Source organism: Campylobacter coli LMG 9860 (assembly GCF_000254135.1).
In the GTDB taxonomy this organism is placed as follows: Bacteria; Campylobacterota; Campylobacteria; order Campylobacterales; family Campylobacteraceae; genus Campylobacter_D; species Campylobacter_D coli.
Map to the genome: position 1 here is coordinate 1 of NZ_AINS01000036.1, position 17194 is coordinate 17194.

The following is a 17194-nucleotide window of genomic DNA, read 5'->3' on the forward strand; positions in this document are numbered from 1 at the left end:
TTAAAACATCAGCTTTACTTGGCTCATCGCAAAGCTCATAAGCGCTAAGACGCCCTAGCATAATCTCACTATCGACTAAATTTTTATTACAGCCTAAAGACATAAGATAAAGTTTTGACATTTTTTTCCTATATTAAAGTTTTATTTTGATATAATCTTTGATTTTAAAAATATAATTATAGCAAAGAAATTTTATGGATAATTACGAATTTAGCGAACTTTTAAAAACTTTAAAAAACAAAGTCGGCAACATAGCCTCTATCATCAAGCCTGAAAACATCCAAACAAGGCTTAAAGAGATCGAAGAGCTTGAAAATTCTCCTTCTTTTTGGAATGATGTCAAGCAAGCAGGAATCATAGGCAAAGAAAAAACCAAGATTACCAATCTACTAAAAAACTACGAAAATGCTTTCAATGCTCTAAATGACGCAAGCGAACTTTTCGATCTAGCCAACAGCGAAAACGATACAGAAACGCTTGAAGCTTTATTTAATGATGCGCCAAAACTTGAAGATACCATCACAAGTCTTGAAATTTCCATGCTTTTAAGCGGAGAAAATGATGGCAAAAATGCTATTGTTTCCATTCATCCTGGTGCGGGTGGAACGGAAAGTAATGACTGGGCAAGCATGCTTTATAGGATGTATTTAAGATTTTGCGAAAGAGAAGGTTTTAAAGTCGAAACTTTAGACTTTCAAGAGGGCGAGGAAGCAGGACTTAAGGATGTGAGCTTTTTGGTTAAGGGTGAAAATGCTTATGGGTATTTAAAAGCTGAAAATGGGATTCATCGTTTGGTAAGAACCTCTCCTTTTGATAGCGCAGGACGCCGCCACACAAGCTTTTCAAGCGTTATGGTAAGCCCTGAACTCGATGATGATATAGAAATAGAAATCGAAGAAAAAGATATAAGAATAGATTATTATAGAGCAAGTGGAGCGGGTGGACAACATGTTAACAAAACAGAATCAGCCGTAAGAATCACACATTTTCCAACCGGTATAGTCGTGCAATGTCAAAACGATAGAAGCCAACACAAAAACAAAGCCACCGCTTTTAAAATGCTAAAATCCCGCCTTTATGAGCTTGAACTCATGAAACAACAAGATAGTGCTAATGCAGGTGAAAAAAGTGAGATAGGCTGGGGGCATCAAATCCGCTCTTATGTGCTTTTCCCTTATCAGCAAGTTAAAGACAATCGCAGTGGAGAAGCTTTTTCTCAAGTGGATAATATCCTTGATGGAGATATCAAAAAAATGATAGAAGGCGTTTTGATTGCTTTAAAAGCAGAGTAACAGGCTTTAAAAATAAGTAATTTCCGCAAAATGTCGGTATAAAAAAGAATTAGAAAGATAGCGGGATTTTCCCGCTTGTTTTATTTTAAACTCCACGCCCTGTAGCATTTTCTATTTTGCAATTTTCCACTTTGCTATCTTCGCAAATTAAAGCCCAAAATTCCCTTTTATCGCTCTTATCTTTATTGACACTAAATATCATATATTGATAACCTTTAACACTGCCATAAAGTCGGAAGTCTTTTGATTTTAAATATTTGTATCTTTTTTCATCGAAATTTTTTAAAGTTTCTGGAGAATAAAAATCCATATTAGCATTATTGTTTTTTGCTTTAATTAACTCAAAACCTTTTTCCACAAAAGAATTTAATTCGTTTTTATTAAATTTTCCACAAAACGATCATCACCGCCACAACCTATAATCAAAGTCATAGCTCCTAAAGCCAAAGCACTTGTTAAAATTTTTTTCATTTTTACTCCTATTTTAAAAATTAAATTAATATAATTGTACCTAAATTTAAAATTTAAATATCATTTTTGTAATAAATTTTTAAAGTAAAAATCACATTAAAATTTAACTCGCAATCATTTCATTCAAACAAATTTTTATGCAAAATCTCTTCTAAAACCACGGTAGCATAAGAGCCTTTTTGCAAGAAAAACTCCATGCAAAAATGGGCTTTTTGCTCATCATAACGCCATTTAACATCTTCTAAATACGACCACATAAAGCGTCTTGAGCCTTGCATTTTAGCTTTAAATTCCAAAGCGTCTTTAAAAATTTCATTTTCCAAATTTAAAGCCAGTCCTTGACTAGCCTCATAAGCTTTAGCACCGATTAAAAGTCCCATAGCACTGATATCTCTTACCTTAAAACGTTCAAGTTCAGCACTTAAATCCTCGCATAAAAAGCATTTTCCAAAAGGATAATGCCCCAAAACCTCGCCTTTTAAAAGCTTAAAAAACTGCTCTTGTTTTTTAAGTTCTTTAGCTTCTTCTTTGGAGATGCTATAAATTTGTGCCAATTCTTTTTCGGTAAAATCATTTGCAAAATGCGATAATTCCACTCTTTTACTCAAATAACGATTAAAAAGCTCGCTTTGAAAAGCAGAGATTAAAAACTCCTTCATTTTGACATTTTTCATCTTTTTACCACGTAAAATTTCAAGCCCTTCTTTGTAATTGTCCCCAAATTTTCCAAAGCGTTGATAACCAAAATAATTTGCAAACCCCTGTTTATCTAAATTTATCAAAGCCTGCTCTAATTTTAAAGCATCGCTTGGCATTACTTTTTTTAAGCGTATAAAAAAAGAATTTCCTTTTAAATGGCCTATTCTTAATTTATTTTCGTGAATAAAAGTTTCTAAAATTTTAAGCTTAGGATGAGAAAAATTAGTCAAAAAACTCTCGAATTTTTTAGGCATAGAAAGATATTGAAAAGTAGAGCCTTGCTTGTCTTTAAGTCCAGCATAGCCAAAATCACGCATCTTAACCCCGCTTAATTCGCTTAAAATTCTTAAAGCTTCATTAGTGCTTAAATCTTTTTTATTGATATGCAAGATAAGATGTTCGCCCTTGCCACTAAATTCATACAAAGGCCTTTCACGCACTACAAAATCATCGCTATTTTTACTAAAATACGCATTAATAGGACTGTGTTTTAAACTATATAAAGGCTTAAAAATGGTGTTCTCTTCCTCTAAATTCATATTTTCCTTTCACTGCTTTTCCAAAGATATTTAATTTCGCGCCGTGTTTTTTTGCAATTTTTTCTATCTTTGGATACTCTTTTTCATCAAATGCAAATAAAATTTCATATTCTTCCCCACTATAAAGCGCATAATCATCAAGTGTTTTAAACCAAGAAATACCACATTTATTTTGTGCTAAAAGTCTTGATAAATCTTTACTCAAACCATCTGAAATATCCATAGCGCAAGATATAAAAGGTGCGATTTCATAAAAAAAATCAGGCCTTAATTTTGGTTTTATAAATACATGGTTTGGTTTTAAAGTGCCCCCATTTTGTAAAATTTCAAGCCCTTTTAAACTTCGTCCTAATTTTCCCGTATAAGCAAGTAAATGCCCCTTTTTTAAACCTTTTCTAAAAACAGCTTTATCGTTAATCTTTGAAATGATAGTAAGACTAATGTCTATTTTATCATTGCTTATAGTATCACCGCCTATAATTTTGATATTAAATTTTTTAGCCGTTTTTAAAAAACCTTTTTGCAAGGCCTTAATCTCATCTTCACCTAGGCTATTTGGCAAAGCAAGCCCTAAAAGTGCGTATTTTGGCTTAGCATTCATCACAATAGCGTCTGAAATATTTACCAGCATTGCCTTTGTAGCAATTTGCTCTAAAGTCAGCCATTCTCTTTTAAAATGCACATTTTCAAAAAACAAATCCTTACTCAAGCACCATTTATCGACGATAGCACCATCATCGCCGTTTTTTTCATTTAAAAAAGCTTTGATTATAAAATCTTCCTTATTCATGAAAAGATTTTATAAAATTTCCTTTTAAATTCTAGTGAATTTTAAAAAAATTTTATATAATTACTTATCAAAAGGAAAAAGCATGAAAAATTTAGAACTTAGAATTTTTAGATTTGATAAACAAAAAGATTATGAGGCTTATTATAAACCCTATGTTTATGATAATTATGAAAATTTTGCCACTCTTTATGATTTACTTTTGCAAGTGCAAAATGATGATATTTATTTTGATTTTGAAAAAAATGATAAAAGCTATATCGTAGTCAATAAAGAATTTTTACCATTAAATACACCTTTAGATATCTTGGTGAAAAAATACGATTTTAATCTCATCATAGAGCCACTAAGCACCAAAAGATCAGTAAAAGACCTCATTATCAACAAAGATGATTTTTTAGAAAAATTTAAATACCTTGCTCCATTTGCAAATGAGGAAGATAAAAAGCTTTATGAAAAATATGATTATTTGTATTATTCAAGCGAAATTTTAGACTTTTTACCTGAATATATGGGCGATGCAGTGTTTTATCTGGCTTCAAAAATGATAGAAAAATATCCTGATAAAAAAATAAAAATTTTAAAGACAATTTGCGATACGCAAAAAGGCATCTTTTATCATCTTACAAGTAAAAATGAAGATTTAGAAAATACTATCAAAAATTTACAAAAAGAAATCATAGATTTAAAACTTATCAACGAAGCGGCTTTGGAATTTGACTTGCCAAAAATCAATGCTTTTGATAATGAAATCAAAGAACTTGGTGAAATTAAATATGATTTTAATGATTTTAATATCGCATGTTATGGTTTTAAGATCAAAGATGATATAAAATCAAAAATCAAAGCTCATTTTATCTCTTATGAAAATAGCGATAAAAACAATGGATTTTCACTACTTCAACTAAACCCTGAACTTAGCTATAAAATGGCAGCAAATATCATCCTTGATGCTTACGATAGTGGTGCTGATTTTATGGTGGTAAATCAAGCAAAAGATTTTTATATGTTTGACACTTGCTCGAAAAAACTTATGCAAAGTAGTGGAAGAGAATTTAAGGATTTTTATGTTTTAAGTTATTTTGAATTCCTTTCTTTAATCCAAGGCATTAAAAATCCTTCTTTGCAAAATCATGACTTGAAAGTAAGTTTGATATGAAAATTTCTTTAGAATGTAAAGATTTGATCATCGAAAAAGCCTTAGAGCTTTTTTTAAAAGAGCATTTAGTGATGAAAAAGGACTGCGATTTTATCATAAGCGATGAAAAAATCTCTACTCAAAAGCCTTTATTTATCATCGCTAAAAATTCACCCTTTTTAAGTTTGCCTTTTAGCAAAGAAGCTCTCATGAATTCCTTAAATGAATTCGATAGCGCGCTAAAAGCAACAGCTCAAAAACTAGCCGATGAAAGAAGAAGAGTGCTAGAAGCAAGGATAGATGAAATCGCAAGTGAATTTAAAAGAGACTATCAAAGCAAGATAGATCTTGCTATCAGCGAGCTTAAAGATAAACTGGTTAAAGCTTTAATGTATGAATAATGAATTTATAAGCGTTAAGGATTTTTTACAAGGTAAGAAAAATATCCATTTTAACGACTCTACCCAGCCCAATAAAAAAGAAAAAACCAAAAAAACCTTGCCTAAATTATATACAAGCATAGAAAGTGGCATATATAAGGGTAAAAAACTGCTTTTACCTAGTCTTCAAACCACAAGAAGCACTAAAAGTATCGTAAAAAAATGTGTTTTTGATGTCTTAAGATCAGATTTAAGAAATAAAATTTTTATCGAAGCTTTTGGAGGAAGTGCTTTAATGGCTGCTGAAGCTTTAAGCAATTACGCTCTTAAAGCTTATGCTATAGAACTTGATTTAAACGCTTATAAAATCGCTTTAGAAAATGCTAAAAATATAGATACAAACTTAAAAGTAATTCATGCTAATACTTTTGAAATACTGCCTAAACTTATAGAAGATTCTAAAGAAGATGTTATTTTATATCTTGATCCGCCTTTTGATATAAGGGAGGGTTTTAGTGGAATTTATGAAAAAATTTATAATTTTTTAGAAAAATTAAAATTAGATGCTTTATTTTGTATCGTTTTAGAACATAATTCTAAAATCAAAACTCCTGATAATATAGCAAATTTTACCAAAATAAAAGAAAAAAAATTCGGATCAACTAGTCTTAGTTTTTATCAAAAAATATTCTAGAAGAATAAATTTTAATCTTGGAACACTTATTGCTTCTTTTATTCTAACTATCAGATTAAAGGAAGAATCGATGAGGGTTTTAATATTTTTTTTACTTTTGATGACAAGTGTTTTTGCAACACAAATAAAAGATATAGCCAATACCGTAGGCGTAAGAGATAATCAGCTCATAGGTTATGGTCTTGTTGTAGGATTAAATGGTAGCGGAGATGGAACAAGCTCGAAATTTACACTACAATCCATATCCAATCTTTTGCAGGGTATGAATATCAAAGTAGATCCTAACGATATCAAATCAAAAAACACAGCAGCAGTTATGGTAACAGCTAAACTTCCAGCCTTTGCAAAAAGTGGAGATAAGCTCGATATCACAGTTTCATCTATGGGCGATGCAAAATCTTTGCAAGGTGGAACACTCTTGCTTACCGCACTTCGTGGAATCGATGGGGAAATTTATGCTATTGCACAAGGTTCTATCTCAACAGGAGGATTAACTGCTAGACCAGGAGGAGCAGGCTCTCACTCTACTGCTGCTACTGTGATGGGTGGTGCTAATGTAGAAAGAGAAATTCCGCAAAATTTTAGCCAAGATAGTGATTTAACCCTAAGCTTAAAAGTAGCAGATTTTAAAACAGCAAGCGATATAGAAAGAATTTTAAATACTATATTTGAAGAAGATGTGGCTAGAGCTATTGATTCTCGTACGGTAAAACTTAAAAAACCTGAAGATCTTTCTAATGTTGATTTTATGGCAAGAGTTTTAGAGCAAGATATTGCTTATACTCCTCAAAGTAAGGTAATTATCGATGAAAGAACAGGAACGGTGATTGCAGGAGTGGATATTGAGGTTGAGCCTGTTTTAATCACCCATAAAGATATTACCATAAAAATTGATCCAAACAATAATGCAGCAGCAGCTCAAAATGAGATCGATATGAAAGATGGTGGCTTTGTAGATCCAAGTTCAAATACCTTAAGAATCAACAATGCCAAAAGCACAGTTGCAAACATTGCTAGAATGCTAAACAAACTTGGAGCAACGCCAAATGATATCATTGCTATCATGGAAAATTTAAAAAGAGCGGGTGCTATCAATGCAGATTTGGAGATCATCTAATGAAAGTAGATAATTTTTTAAGCACTTATAGTATGAATAATGCTTTGCTTGAACGCGCAGCTAAGGCAAGAATCTTAGAATCTGACTTTAAGATCAATAACAATGAGATAATAACAAAAACCAAAGAAGATGAAGCTTTAAAAGAGCAAACCGATGCTTTTGAAGCTTTTTTTCTAAAACAAGTTTTAGATGTATCTTTAAAAACTCAAAATTCACTTTTTGGAAAAGATGCGAGTGATGAAATTTATTCATCTATGTATAATGATACCATGAGTAAAGCCTTAAGCGGTGGCATGGGATTTTCAAAATTATTATACGATTTTTTAAAAGAAAGGGGTTAAGTTTTTTAATTTTTAGTCGATATAGTTTGTAGAGGATTTATATAAGATCAAAGGAGGCAGAAATGATCAATCCTATACAACAAAGTTATGTGGCAAACACCACTTTAAATACAACAAAAACAGACAAAGAAACTAAAACAAACGACACTCAAAAAACAGAGAATGATAAAGCTGCAAGAATCGCAGAGCAAATTAAAAATGGTAGCTATAAAATAGACACAAAAGCTACAGCTCAAGCAATAGCGGATTCTTTAATTTGATTTCATTCTCCTTTTTTTGAGTTAAAAAGGAGAATGAAATGCTTAAACAAAGACTCGATGAAGTCAATGCCATCTTAACAAAACTCATAGAATTAACACAAGAAGATATAGAAAATATAAAAATTGCAAAACACGATACAGTTGCTTCAAGTGTTGAAGAAAAAAACAAGCTTATCTCTGAATTTAGTGCTGCTAAAAAAAAACTTGATTCTGCTTTAGTTGAGCTTAATAACAGTTCTACCAAAGGATTGAGTGAATTGCTCGATGAAGAAGATAAGCAAAAATTAGATGAACTTAAAAAGAACTTACAAACTCTTCATACTACAAATAAAGAATACGCGAAATTTGTTCTTATTGTTAAAGATTTTCTCGATGGCTTGGTTAATAAAATGTTTGATATGAATGATGGAACAAATAATGCTTATGGAGATAAAAAGACTACTCCAGAGTCAATTTTTAAAATCAATGTTTAAGGATTAAAGATGGGTATTTTTGGAACTTTATATACAGGGGTTACTGGTTTAAAGGCAAGTGAAGTACAAATTGCAACCACAAGTAATAACATCTCCAATGCAAATGCAACCTTTTATACTCGTCAAAGAGTGGTACAAACTACAAATGGCTTTGTTACAACAGGTGGAGTACAAGTTGGAACAGGAACAGCCGTAGAAAGCATAGTCCGCTTGCATGATGAGTACTCATACTATAAGCTTAAAGGTGCTTCAAATCAGTTAGAATACACAAAATACATGGCCTCAACCCTAGAAGAAATCGCTCAACGCTTTCCTGATTTGCAAAGTACTGGAATTTTACAAGACTTAGAAAATTACAATAAAGCATGGAATGATTTTGCATCTAACCCCAATGAAAATGCCACCAAAATAGCCCTTGTAAAAGCTTCTCAAACCTTGACAGAAAGTGTAAATAATACCTTTGCTACCTTAGATAAAATCCAAAAAAAAGTAAATGATGATATTAAAAATACAGTTGATGAGATTAATAGAATTGGCGAAGAAATTGCTACTATAAATAAACAAATTTATGGACAAGAAGCCTTACCAACAGAACACGCAAATGAACTTAGGGATAGAAGAGATGAACTTGAGCTTACTCTTTCAAAGCTAGTTAGTGCAGTTGCAAGCAAAAATGAAATCAATCAAGACAATCGCCTTGATACAACCATCACTGATCCAGGACATCAATACAATCTCAGCATAGAAGGTTTTAGTATAGTAGATGGTGTTAATTTTCATCCTTTAAAACTTGATTATGATGATAAAAATAAAGCTTATAGCATTTATTATGAAACTCCAGATGAAAAAGTTCGCGATCTAACTGCAAAAATTAACGGTGGACAACTTGGAGCTCAACTTGACTTACGCGGAAGAAATTATAGCAAAAGCGAAGGAAAATATAGCGATGGAATCATTCAAGGCTATATGGATTCTTTAAATACCTTTGCAAAAACCATGATCAATGAAACCAATAATCTTTACGCAAGCTCAGCAAAAAGCTCAGTAACTTCTGATTATCTTCCAGGACTTACAGAGGACATTCCTTTGGTAAATTATGATAGAACCATACAGCCTGGAAGTTTTGATATAGTTATTTATGATGATAAGGGCGATAAAAAACTTACAAAAACCATTACCGTTGATGTAAATACCACTATGGAAGATATCATGCGTCAAATCACTGCTAACACAGATGATAATGGCAACAATAATGCAAATGATGATGTTGATGATCATATCAATGCAAGTTTTAGCTATGATGCAAAAACAGGGGATAGTTTATTTCAAATCAATGCAAAATCAGGCTTTAAAGTAGCCATAGAAGATAAGGGAACCAATTTTGCCGGTGCATTTAGCATAGGAGGATTTTTTAGCGGAACTAATGCTAGCGATATCAAAGTAAAAGATTCTATCTTAAATGATCCAAGCACAGTAAGAGCAAGCCTAAACGGTGTTGATAGTGGAAATGATATGGCAAATAAAATCATACAACTTCAATATGATAAAGTGAATTTTTACAATGAAGATGGAACAATTGATAATCTTACTATGGAAGAGTATTACCGCAAGCTTACGGGTAAAATAGGCTCTGATGGTGAAAACAATAATGTTGTAAATGCGAGTAATCAAACGCTTTATAACTCCGTTTATAGCGAATATCAATCTAAAAGCGGGGTAAATACCAACGAAGAATTAGCCGCTCTCATACAATGGCAATCAAGCTATGGTGCTGCAGCAAAAATCGTAACCACAGTAGATCAAATGCTAGATACCTTATTAGGGCTTAAATCCTAAGCTCTAGCGGTATCTAGTGAAAAATTTTACTCCACTTAAAAACAAACTTGATTCTTTGGTCGAAGAAAAAAATACCAACAAAGCTCTTTTTGAAAGTCCTGATCCTTTGCAAGTTGCTAAATTTCATAATGATGAATTTATCGCTTTACTTTGTGCTTTATTTGCTTATGGGAATGCTAAAAATATAGTCAATTTTTTAAAAAAACTTGATTTTTCTTTGCTTGATTTAAGCCAAAAACAAATTCAAAAAGAACTTAAAAATTTAAAATATCGTTTTCAAAATGAAAAGGATATACAAGAAATTTTTCTCACTTTTGCAAGGCTTAAAAATGAAATTTCACTCCATGAACTTTTTAGTACAGCCTATCAAAAAAGAGAAAATACCACCGATGCAATCCTAGCTTTTTTGCAAAAAATCAAGACTTTAAATTCGTATTCGAGTTATGGTTATGATTTTTTCTTTGGTAAAATTTGGCAAAATACCCCTACTTCACCTCTTAAGCGTTATAATATGTATCTAAGATGGATGGTTAGAAAAGATGAGCTTGATCTTGGACTTTTTACCAAAATTCACACCAAAGATCTTTTAATCCCTCTTGATACACATACACATAAAATTTCCTTGACTTTAGGTCTTCTAAAGCGTAAAATATACGACTATAAAAGCGTTTTAGAACTCACGCATAATTTAAAAAGATTGGATGCAAATGATCCTATAAAATATGACTTTGCGCTTTATCGTTTGGGGCAAAATAAAGAACTTAGCAAACTAAAGGAGTAAAAATGGGCTTTGAACATCTAGATACGATTTATTATTTTGTATTGTTTTTTGTAGCTCTTTTTGCAGGATTTATTGATTCTATTGTGGGTGGAGGTGGGCTTATCACACTTCCTGCGCTTATAGCCTGTGGAATTCCTGCACATCTTTCTTTGGCAACCAATAAACTCCAAAGTGTCTTTGGCTCTTTTACAGCGACTTTAACTTATTTTAAATCAACCACCCTACCTCATCTTGCTTATGGTATTTTTTTCACAGCCTTAGGCGCAGCCATAGGAAGTTACAGCGTGCTTTTTGTAAAAGATGAGCATTTAAAACTTATCATTTTGATTTTCTTAACTTTGACTTTTTTATACACTGCTTTGCGTCCTAGTTTGGGTAAACACGAGAGTGAAGCAAAGATAAAAAATATCAAATTTTTTCATTTAATTTGTGGTTTAACTTTGGGTTTTTATGATGGTTTTTTAGGGCCTGGGACGGGTTCATTTTGGATTTTTGCTTGCGTAATGCTACTGGGTTTTAATATGAAAAAAGCAAGTATTAATACAAAAATTCTAAATTTCACCAGCAATGTCGTTGCTCTTTTTATCTTTTTGTGGCAATATGAACTTTTATGGATAGTAGGTTTGCTTATGGGTGTAGGACAAATTTTAGGGGCCTATCTTGGTTCAAAATTAGTACTTAAAACCAATGGCAAATTTATAAAAACCTTGTTTTTAATCGTCGTAGGTGCTACTATCATCAAGGTTGCTTGGGATTATTTTTCTTAAAAATTTACTCCTGAGCTAAGTTCCCATATAGGTAAAAAAATTCCAAGTGCTAAAAACAATACTAAAATCGCAACCCATAAAGTCATTATAGGTTCTAAAAAGCTTAAAAACTTGTCCATTAAATTTTCACTTTTGTTTTTATAATATTTCGCAATCTCCTCGCTCAAAAACTCAAGCTTAGAACTTTTCATAGCTATACTCAACATAGAAAAAACCAAAGGATCAAAAAGATCTACTTTTTTAAAGGCGTGACTTATTTCAAGGCCAGAATCCATAAATGTTCTAATTTCTTGATAATACAATAATACCTTTTTATTATTTAAGGCCAAAGTGGCTAATTTAAAAGCTTCCAAAAGAGAAATGCCGCTTTTTAAAAGTAAAGAGAAAATCATAAAAAAAGAATAATTTTGCTGATAAATAATAAATTTAGACAACAAAGGAAGTTTTAAAAGCAAGCTATCGCAAAAATATGAAAAGAAATAATATTTTCTATACAAAAATAAAGTAAGAAATAAAATAAGTGCGATCAAACAAAACACAAGCAAAATATACTTATCCAAAAAATTATAAATATAAATTATAAGCTCGGTTATAAAGGGTAAGGCTAAATTTAAATCCTCAAATAAATCTTTAAAATTAGGCACAACAAAAAGCATGAGTAAAACAAAAGCCGCGCACACACTTAAAAAAACAATCAAAGGATATCTTAAAGCTTTTTTGACTCTTTGTTCATTTTCTACATTATTTTGTCTTAATCTTGAAATTTGCATGAAAATTTCACTTAATTTTCCTGTGTTTTGGGAAGTTTTAATAAGGGCTAATTCCGCATGAGTAAGCCCAAAATTTGCATTTTCAAAAGCAAGGCTTAAATTTTGTCCTAAATTTAAATTATCGCAAAGCTTGGCAATCATCTTGTGAGAATATATTTTATCAAGCTCCTTTAAAGCATCTTTTATGCTGATTCCTACTTCGCAAAGCAAAGATAATTCTTGAAAGAAAAGGATAAATCTTGCATCATCTAATCTTTTAAAACTTGCTTTTTGTATCTCTTTGATATTTAAAATTTCCCATTTTTTAGCGATAGCTTTTGCTTGAGCTTCGTTTAAATTTTTAGCCCTTAAATGCTTTGTCTGTTTTGTTTTGCCTTTAATCTCGAGCTCATAAAGCTTCATTAAGTACCCTTAAAAGCTCATCTATGCTAGTTATACCCTCTTTTGCTTTTTGCAAACCTTGCTCAAACATACTTTGAAAACCCTTTACTTTAGCAAGCTCTAGAATTTTATTTTTATAACCACCCTCTCTAATAACTTGAGCTATTTCCTCATCGATATATAAACACTCACTGATGAGTTCTCTACCTTGATATCCACTATGATGACAATACTCGCAGCCTTTAGCTTCAAAAAAATCACCTTTTATTTCATAAACCTTAGTGCTTTTTTGCTTGCATTTAGGACAAAGCTTGCGCACTAAACGCTGGGCAATGACAAGCCTTAAAGCAGAAGCGATCAAATAAGGCTTTGCACTCATGTCAATTAATCTATCTATGGTAGAAATGGCATTATTTGTATGCAAAGTACTTAAAAGCAAGTGCCCCGTTAAGGAAGCCTTAATCGCTATATCAAGGCTCTCCTCATCTCTGATTTCTCCTACCATGATAATATCAGGATCTTGTCTTAAAATGGCTCTTAGGGCATTATTAAATTCAAGTCCTGCTTTTGGATTTAGCAAAATTTGCTGAATTAAAGGCATTTTATATTCTATAGGATCTTCCACAGAAATTATTTTCTTTTCTATGCTTTTTAGCTCATTTAAACAAGCATATAAACTTGTACTTTTTCCACTTCCTGTAGGACCTGTTAGTAAAATCATTCCATAAGGGTTGTATAGGGCTTTTTTTAGAATTGTAAGATTTTTTTCGCCCAAATTTAAATTTTCTAAATCCAAAATTTCTTCGTTGTGTTTTAAAATTCTTATCACAATGCTTTCGCCATTTTGCAAAGGCAAAGATGAAATCCTAAAATCATATCTATTTTCTTTGATTTTAAGCTCAAAATTTCCATCTTGAGCCTTTCTTGATTCTGCAACATTAAGCTGCGATAAAAATTTAATATGAAAAACCAAAGCCTCATAAATATCTTTTTCAAGACAAGCAAATTCGCGTAAAATTCCATCTACTCTAAATCTTATCAAAGTATCATTTTCTCTTGCTTCTATATGTATATCGCTAGGATTAAATTCAAGAATTTCATCGAGTATAAAATCAAAAATTTGACTGATACAACTTTGCTCATCTTGACTTCTATTTTCTTTCCATTCTAATCTAAGATTGGTGCTTAAATTTTTAAGTTTTTCTCTAACTTGAAGTTTATATAAAAATTTCATAATCTTAAATTCGCTTGCGATCAAAACTTCTATATTCTTAACTTCATAAAAAATTCTAATCTCATCTAAAAGCTCTAAAGAACAAGGTTTGGAGCTTGCTATATGAAGTGTATTTTCTTTACTTAAAATGGGCAAGATTTTAAATTTAAAAAGAAAACTACATGGAAATTTTTCACCCAAACTAAGATCAAGTTCCTCTAAAGTAGAATAAGAAATATTTTTATCACTAGCCAAAGCTTTTAGAAAAATTTCACTATCGATTTTATGCTCACGATCAATTTGCTCAAGGGTGATTTTACCGTTAATATAATCTTCAAATAAAAATCGCTCAATCATCTATTTCCTTATCAAATTCAATCAAGCCATAATAACTTACATAAGTATCCAAAGCTTGCTTAGCCTCCTCATCTTTTCCTAAAGCTTGTTTAGCCTTGGCAAATAAAACCCATGAGTCTGAATTTTTTCTATCGATGTCATTGGCTTTTAAAGACCAAAAAATAGACTTTTCATAATCTTTGTTTTCATAATACTGAGTAGCTAAATTCATAGCTTTTTGATAGCTTGGATTTTGGTAAAAACTCCTTTTTAAATCACTTATATTTAAAATCTTAGAATAAATATCAATTTGAGTTTTCAACTCCTCTTCTAACTCATCTTTGCTTTCATCTTTGGATAATCTTTCTTGTAAAATTTTATTTTTTTCATTTGCAATTTGCGCTTGTGTAATTTGCCAATTGAGTGTTTTTTTATATTCTAAAGCTTCTAAAGCTAAGGCCTTTTGTTTGTAAAAATCTTGCACCATAAAAAAGCTTATAAGCATGCATGCTATCAAAATGGCAAAGATAAATAAAAACTTAAAATATTTTTTCAATAAATATCTTTTATATTTATCCTCAAGCTCGCGCACTCTTTCTTCTATATTCATTTTAAAAATCCCTGCTCTAATGCGCTTAGTCTTAAAATATAATCTTGACTTTTTTTATTGTTTAAATAGGTGTTTAATTCGCAAAAACTTTGAAGTATCTTGTCTAAATACCTTAAATTTCCTTGATAAATTTTCATAAGAAATTTTAAAGATTTTTGGGGAAAGTCTTGATTAAATTTCATTTTGATATAATTGCTTAATTCATTTATATCAGGTTTTTGAAGCCAAAAAATAGCACTAAAACGACTTTTAAAATACTCCTCTTCAAAAAGATTGATTTTTTTATGCGAGCTAAGCACAAAACTCATTTCATCGCTATAAATCCGAATTAGTTCTAATACATTAGGACTATACATCCCCACTTCATCTAGTATGATAATTTTTCGTTTTTTATCTTGTATAAAATGATGAAAATCTTTTTCATCTGTAAAAATTTCATTGGTAAAATCTTCATTATGATATAGCGCAAGTCTTTGCAATAAAACACTTTTCCCACTACCGCTTTTACCCCAAAGTAAAATCAAAGCTTTATTTTTTAATAAGGCATTGATTTGATCAAAACATTCTTGTCTAAAAGCAATTATATTATTCATTGTATTTAAATCCTAACTCCCTAAGACTAGGTATATGTGTATTGTCTACTATGCTTGGAGTGATGATAAAAACAATTTCTGTGATATTGGAATTTTCATCTTCACTTCTAAATAAAGAACCCAAAATGGGAATTTTAGATAAAAAATTAACAGAATTATCATTTTGTGAGCGATTATGAGAGATAAGTCCGCCCAAAATTAAAGTTTGATTATTTTCTACTTGCACCACACTTGAAAGCTTTTTTTGAATTGTATCAGGCGCGATAGTGCGGGGTTCTTTTTGTCTTTTATTGTCCTCTGGGTATTTAAAGTCGCTTAGACTTGGATTGATCCTAAGCATGATTTTTCCATCATCAGAAATTTCGGGCAAAATATTAAGCAAAATTCCTATGAAAATAGAATAATTACTATAACTCTCACTTACAGTTGTGCCATTTTCAGTACCTTTAGAGCTTTCTTTTACTTGATAATTCACAGTATCGCCTATGGAAATAATGGCTTGTTGATTGTTTAAAGCCATTAATTTAGGATTAGATAAAACACTGGTTTTTCCACTTTGAGATAAAAAATTGACAATGGAATCAAAATTCAAATTCGCTCTTAAACCCAAATTTTTAACAAAACCTTGACCATTTTGTATTTGCATAAAAGAATTTGTATTATCGCTCGTTTGAGAATTTAATCCTATATTGAAATTTTGCCAATTGATCCCACTAGAATGATTTTTATTAAGATTTACAGCAAGTATACTCACATCTATAATAACTTGTTTTTTAAGACGACTTTCAAGCTTTTGTAAATAAGCTTTTACGCGTTGAAGCTGAGAATGCGTTCCAGTAACGATAACAAGCCCAGCATTTGGATTGACTATAGGTGCTTTTATATCATAGTTTTCATGTGAGGAGCTAAGCAAAATCATAATCTCTTTTTCTATATTTTGCCAAAAGTCAAATTTTTCCATACTTTTAATCATATTATCTTCATTATCTTCAAAAGCGCTATAATACTCACTTTGCCTTGGCTTAGAATCCACCGAAGCCTTGGTTATGCTTTGTCCTTCTCTAACTGAAGTAATATAGTTGATTTTAAAAATTCTAGTTTGCAAAGCAGAAATTTTTAAAATCTTGCCATCAAATTTATAAGCTAGATCCTGTTCTTCTATAAAAAGTTTAAAAATTTCATCTAAACTCATTTGGTGGATATTGATACTGCTTTGAATGGCTTTTAGTTTTTCCTTAGCAATTGTATCTTTAATTACCACGCTAAAAGAGCAATAACTAGCAAGTTCTTTTAGGCTTTCTTCTATGCTTAGATCTTCATTGATATTTATATCAAATAAGCGTTTTTGGCATTCCATGGCATAAATAAGATTGGTAAAAAATAGAATTTTAATAAATATTAATCTTATCATTGTTTTTAAACGCTATTTTAAAATCCAAAGTATCATATCTTAAAATAATTTCTTTTGTAGTAATATCAGTAATCACGGCCTCCCCTATCTTATCACCCTTTTTATACCATTTATTATCAATCTTTACTCTATCAAGCATAATAGCAATAATTTTTATGTCTTTGATTTTTTCAAAAGTAGGATTAAAGAATGGATTTTGAAGATTTCCAAGCTCTACATTCTGCTTGGTGTTTAAAATCTTAAAATATTCTTCAAAATCCTCATATGATAACAAAGTGCAAAAGCACAATGTTATACTTAAAAAA

At 31.0% G+C, this 17194-nt stretch carries 21 protein-coding genes and 1 pseudogene; 11 read left to right on the forward strand and 11 right to left on the reverse strand.

Going from position 1 to position 17194, the window contains the following annotated elements; translation table 11 throughout:
• Positions 1-121 (reverse strand): tRNA-modifying protein (locus tag CCO88_RS05000; RefSeq protein WP_002784041.1); only part of this gene is annotated, 121 nt, incomplete at its 3' end.
• A gap of 73 nt (positions 122-194) precedes the next feature.
• Between CCO88_RS05000 and prfB the strand changes: the two genes are divergently transcribed.
• Positions 195-1292: a peptide chain release factor 2 gene (gene prfB, locus CCO88_RS05005; RefSeq protein ID WP_002792057.1), complete on the forward strand. Its 1098-nt coding sequence runs from the start codon at positions 195-197 to the stop codon at positions 1290-1292.
• A gap of 85 nt (positions 1293-1377) precedes the next feature.
• Here the strand turns inward: prfB and CCO88_RS05010 are convergent, their stop codons facing one another.
• The 4 genes and pseudogenes from CCO88_RS05010 to CCO88_RS05020 all read right to left on the reverse strand — a co-directional run bounded on the left by CCO88_RS05010 (position 1378) and on the right by CCO88_RS05020 (position 3791).
• Positions 1378-1650, reverse strand: coding sequence for a hypothetical protein (locus CCO88_RS05010; protein WP_002779249.1), 273 nt, complete (start codon positions 1648-1650; stop codon positions 1378-1380).
• A 40-nt stretch (positions 1651-1690) separates the two neighbouring features.
• A pseudogene (locus CCO88_RS11090) lies at positions 1691-1763 on the reverse strand (hypothetical protein); the annotation flags it as partial.
• A 119-nt stretch (positions 1764-1882) separates the two neighbouring features.
• Positions 1883-3001 (reverse strand): tRNA pseudouridine(13) synthase TruD, encoded by a 1119-nt coding sequence (gene truD, locus CCO88_RS05015; protein WP_004295553.1) that lies wholly within the window; start codon positions 2999-3001, stop codon positions 1883-1885.
• Positions 2970-3791: a thiamine-phosphate kinase gene (locus CCO88_RS05020; RefSeq protein WP_004295555.1), complete on the reverse strand. Its 822-nt coding sequence runs from the start codon at positions 3789-3791 to the stop codon at positions 2970-2972. Before CCO88_RS05020 ends, truD begins: the two co-directional genes overlap by 32 nt.
• Positions 3792-3873: 82 nt before the next feature.
• Between CCO88_RS05020 and CCO88_RS05025 the strand changes: the two genes are divergently transcribed.
• The 10 genes from CCO88_RS05025 (at position 3874) to CCO88_RS05070 (ending at position 11575) form a co-directional block, all read left to right on the forward strand.
• A complete protein-coding gene (locus CCO88_RS05025) occupies positions 3874-4947 on the forward strand; it encodes an HdrB C-terminal domain-containing protein (RefSeq protein ID WP_004295557.1) in 1074 nt (357 codons plus the stop codon).
• The gene (locus tag CCO88_RS05030; protein WP_002779258.1) at positions 4944-5327 is read left to right on the forward strand and encodes a hypothetical protein; all 384 of its coding nucleotides are present in this window, start codon (positions 4944-4946) and stop codon (positions 5325-5327) included. The genes CCO88_RS05025 and CCO88_RS05030 overlap by 4 nt, the downstream gene beginning before the upstream one ends.
• Complete coding sequence (locus tag CCO88_RS05035) at positions 5320-6000, forward strand: RsmD family RNA methyltransferase (RefSeq protein ID WP_004295559.1); 681 nt, start codon at positions 5320-5322, stop codon at positions 5998-6000. The genes CCO88_RS05030 and CCO88_RS05035 overlap by 8 nt, the downstream gene beginning before the upstream one ends.
• Positions 6001-6070: 70 nt before the next feature.
• Positions 6071-7117 carry a flagellar basal body P-ring protein FlgI gene (locus tag CCO88_RS05040; RefSeq protein ID WP_002831996.1) on the forward strand — a complete coding sequence of 349 codons (1047 nt, stop codon included), beginning with the start codon at positions 6071-6073 and terminating at the stop codon, positions 7115-7117.
• Entirely contained in the window at positions 7117-7458 is a 342-nt protein-coding gene (locus tag CCO88_RS05045) for a rod-binding protein (protein WP_002781152.1), read from the forward strand. Before CCO88_RS05040 ends, CCO88_RS05045 begins: the two co-directional genes overlap by 1 nt.
• 62 nt (positions 7459-7520) lie before the next feature.
• Complete coding sequence (locus CCO88_RS05050; protein WP_002781153.1) at positions 7521-7718, forward strand: flagellar biosynthesis anti-sigma factor FlgM; 198 nt, start codon at positions 7521-7523, stop codon at positions 7716-7718.
• A 38-nt stretch (positions 7719-7756) separates the two neighbouring features.
• The gene (locus tag CCO88_RS05055) at positions 7757-8191 is read left to right on the forward strand and encodes a flagellar protein FlgN (protein ID WP_002781154.1); all 435 of its coding nucleotides are present in this window, start codon (positions 7757-7759) and stop codon (positions 8189-8191) included.
• A 9-nt stretch (positions 8192-8200) separates the two neighbouring features.
• Positions 8201-10027, forward strand: a complete 1827-nt coding sequence (gene flgK, locus CCO88_RS05060) for a flagellar hook-associated protein FlgK (RefSeq protein ID WP_002781155.1) — start codon at positions 8201-8203, stop codon at positions 10025-10027.
• 16 nt (positions 10028-10043) lie between these two features.
• A complete protein-coding gene (locus CCO88_RS05065; RefSeq protein ID WP_002781156.1) occupies positions 10044-10808 on the forward strand; it encodes a TIGR02757 family protein in 765 nt (254 codons plus the stop codon).
• Between the two features lie 2 nt (positions 10809-10810).
• The gene (locus CCO88_RS05070) at positions 10811-11575 is read left to right on the forward strand and encodes a TSUP family transporter (protein WP_002781157.1); all 765 of its coding nucleotides are present in this window, start codon (positions 10811-10813) and stop codon (positions 11573-11575) included.
• On the opposite strand, the gene CCO88_RS05075 is transcribed toward CCO88_RS05070, so the two are convergent.
• From CCO88_RS05075 to CCO88_RS05100, 6 genes are read right to left on the reverse strand one after another with little or no spacing between them, the layout of a single operon-like run.
• Positions 11572-12747: a type II secretion system F family protein gene (locus CCO88_RS05075; protein WP_002781160.1), complete on the reverse strand. Its 1176-nt coding sequence runs from the start codon at positions 12745-12747 to the stop codon at positions 11572-11574. The two genes, CCO88_RS05070 and CCO88_RS05075, sit on opposite strands and share 4 nt — an antisense overlap.
• Positions 12734-14296 (reverse strand): GspE/PulE family protein, encoded by a 1563-nt coding sequence (locus CCO88_RS05080; protein WP_002779312.1) that lies wholly within the window; start codon positions 14294-14296, stop codon positions 12734-12736. The genes CCO88_RS05075 and CCO88_RS05080 overlap by 14 nt, the downstream gene beginning before the upstream one ends.
• On the reverse strand, positions 14289-14885 hold the full coding sequence (locus CCO88_RS05085) for a CDC27 family protein (protein ID WP_002779313.1): 597 nt from the start codon (positions 14883-14885) through the stop codon (positions 14289-14291). Before CCO88_RS05085 ends, CCO88_RS05080 begins: the two co-directional genes overlap by 8 nt.
• A complete protein-coding gene (locus tag CCO88_RS05090) occupies positions 14882-15478 on the reverse strand; it encodes an nSTAND3 domain-containing NTPase (protein WP_002779314.1) in 597 nt (198 codons plus the stop codon). The genes CCO88_RS05085 and CCO88_RS05090 overlap by 4 nt, the downstream gene beginning before the upstream one ends.
• Positions 15471-16889 (reverse strand): pilus (MSHA type) biogenesis protein MshL, encoded by a 1419-nt coding sequence (gene mshL / locus CCO88_RS05095; protein WP_002779315.1) that lies wholly within the window; start codon positions 16887-16889, stop codon positions 15471-15473. The genes CCO88_RS05090 and mshL overlap by 8 nt, the downstream gene beginning before the upstream one ends.
• Positions 16867-17178 (reverse strand): hypothetical protein, encoded by a 312-nt coding sequence (locus CCO88_RS05100; RefSeq protein ID WP_002779316.1) that lies wholly within the window; start codon positions 17176-17178, stop codon positions 16867-16869. Before CCO88_RS05100 ends, mshL begins: the two co-directional genes overlap by 23 nt.
• Between the last annotated feature and the right edge of the window lie 16 nt (positions 17179-17194).

Coding starts and splice junctions, on each gene's coding strand:
- prfB (WP_002792057.1), top strand. CDS start 195: ATGGATAATTACGAATTTAGCGAACTTTTAAAAACTTTAAAAAACAAA.
- truD (WP_004295553.1), bottom strand. CDS start 3,001: ATGAATTTAGAGGAAGAGAACACCATTTTTAAGCCTTTATATAGTTTA.
- CCO88_RS05020 (WP_004295555.1), bottom strand. CDS start 3,791: ATGAATAAGGAAGATTTTATAATCAAAGCTTTTTTAAATGAAAAAAAC.
- CCO88_RS05025 (WP_004295557.1), top strand. CDS start 3,874: ATGAAAAATTTAGAACTTAGAATTTTTAGATTTGATAAACAAAAAGAT.
- CCO88_RS05030 (WP_002779258.1), top strand. CDS start 4,944: ATGAAAATTTCTTTAGAATGTAAAGATTTGATCATCGAAAAAGCCTTA.
- CCO88_RS05035 (WP_004295559.1), top strand. CDS start 5,320: ATGAATAATGAATTTATAAGCGTTAAGGATTTTTTACAAGGTAAGAAA.
- CCO88_RS05040 (WP_002831996.1), top strand. CDS start 6,071: ATGAGGGTTTTAATATTTTTTTTACTTTTGATGACAAGTGTTTTTGCA.
- CCO88_RS05045 (WP_002781152.1), top strand. CDS start 7,117: ATGAAAGTAGATAATTTTTTAAGCACTTATAGTATGAATAATGCTTTG.
- CCO88_RS05050 (WP_002781153.1), top strand. CDS start 7,521: ATGATCAATCCTATACAACAAAGTTATGTGGCAAACACCACTTTAAAT.
- CCO88_RS05055 (WP_002781154.1), top strand. CDS start 7,757: ATGCTTAAACAAAGACTCGATGAAGTCAATGCCATCTTAACAAAACTC.
- flgK (WP_002781155.1), top strand. CDS start 8,201: ATGGGTATTTTTGGAACTTTATATACAGGGGTTACTGGTTTAAAGGCA.
- CCO88_RS05070 (WP_002781157.1), top strand. CDS start 10,811: ATGGGCTTTGAACATCTAGATACGATTTATTATTTTGTATTGTTTTTT.
- CCO88_RS05075 (WP_002781160.1), bottom strand. CDS start 12,747: ATGAAGCTTTATGAGCTCGAGATTAAAGGCAAAACAAAACAGACAAAG.
- CCO88_RS05080 (WP_002779312.1), bottom strand. CDS start 14,296: ATGATTGAGCGATTTTTATTTGAAGATTATATTAACGGTAAAATCACC.
- CCO88_RS05085 (WP_002779313.1), bottom strand. CDS start 14,885: ATGAATATAGAAGAAAGAGTGCGCGAGCTTGAGGATAAATATAAAAGA.
- CCO88_RS05090 (WP_002779314.1), bottom strand. CDS start 15,478: ATGAATAATATAATTGCTTTTAGACAAGAATGTTTTGATCAAATCAAT.
- mshL (WP_002779315.1), bottom strand. CDS start 16,889: ATGATAAGATTAATATTTATTAAAATTCTATTTTTTACCAATCTTATT.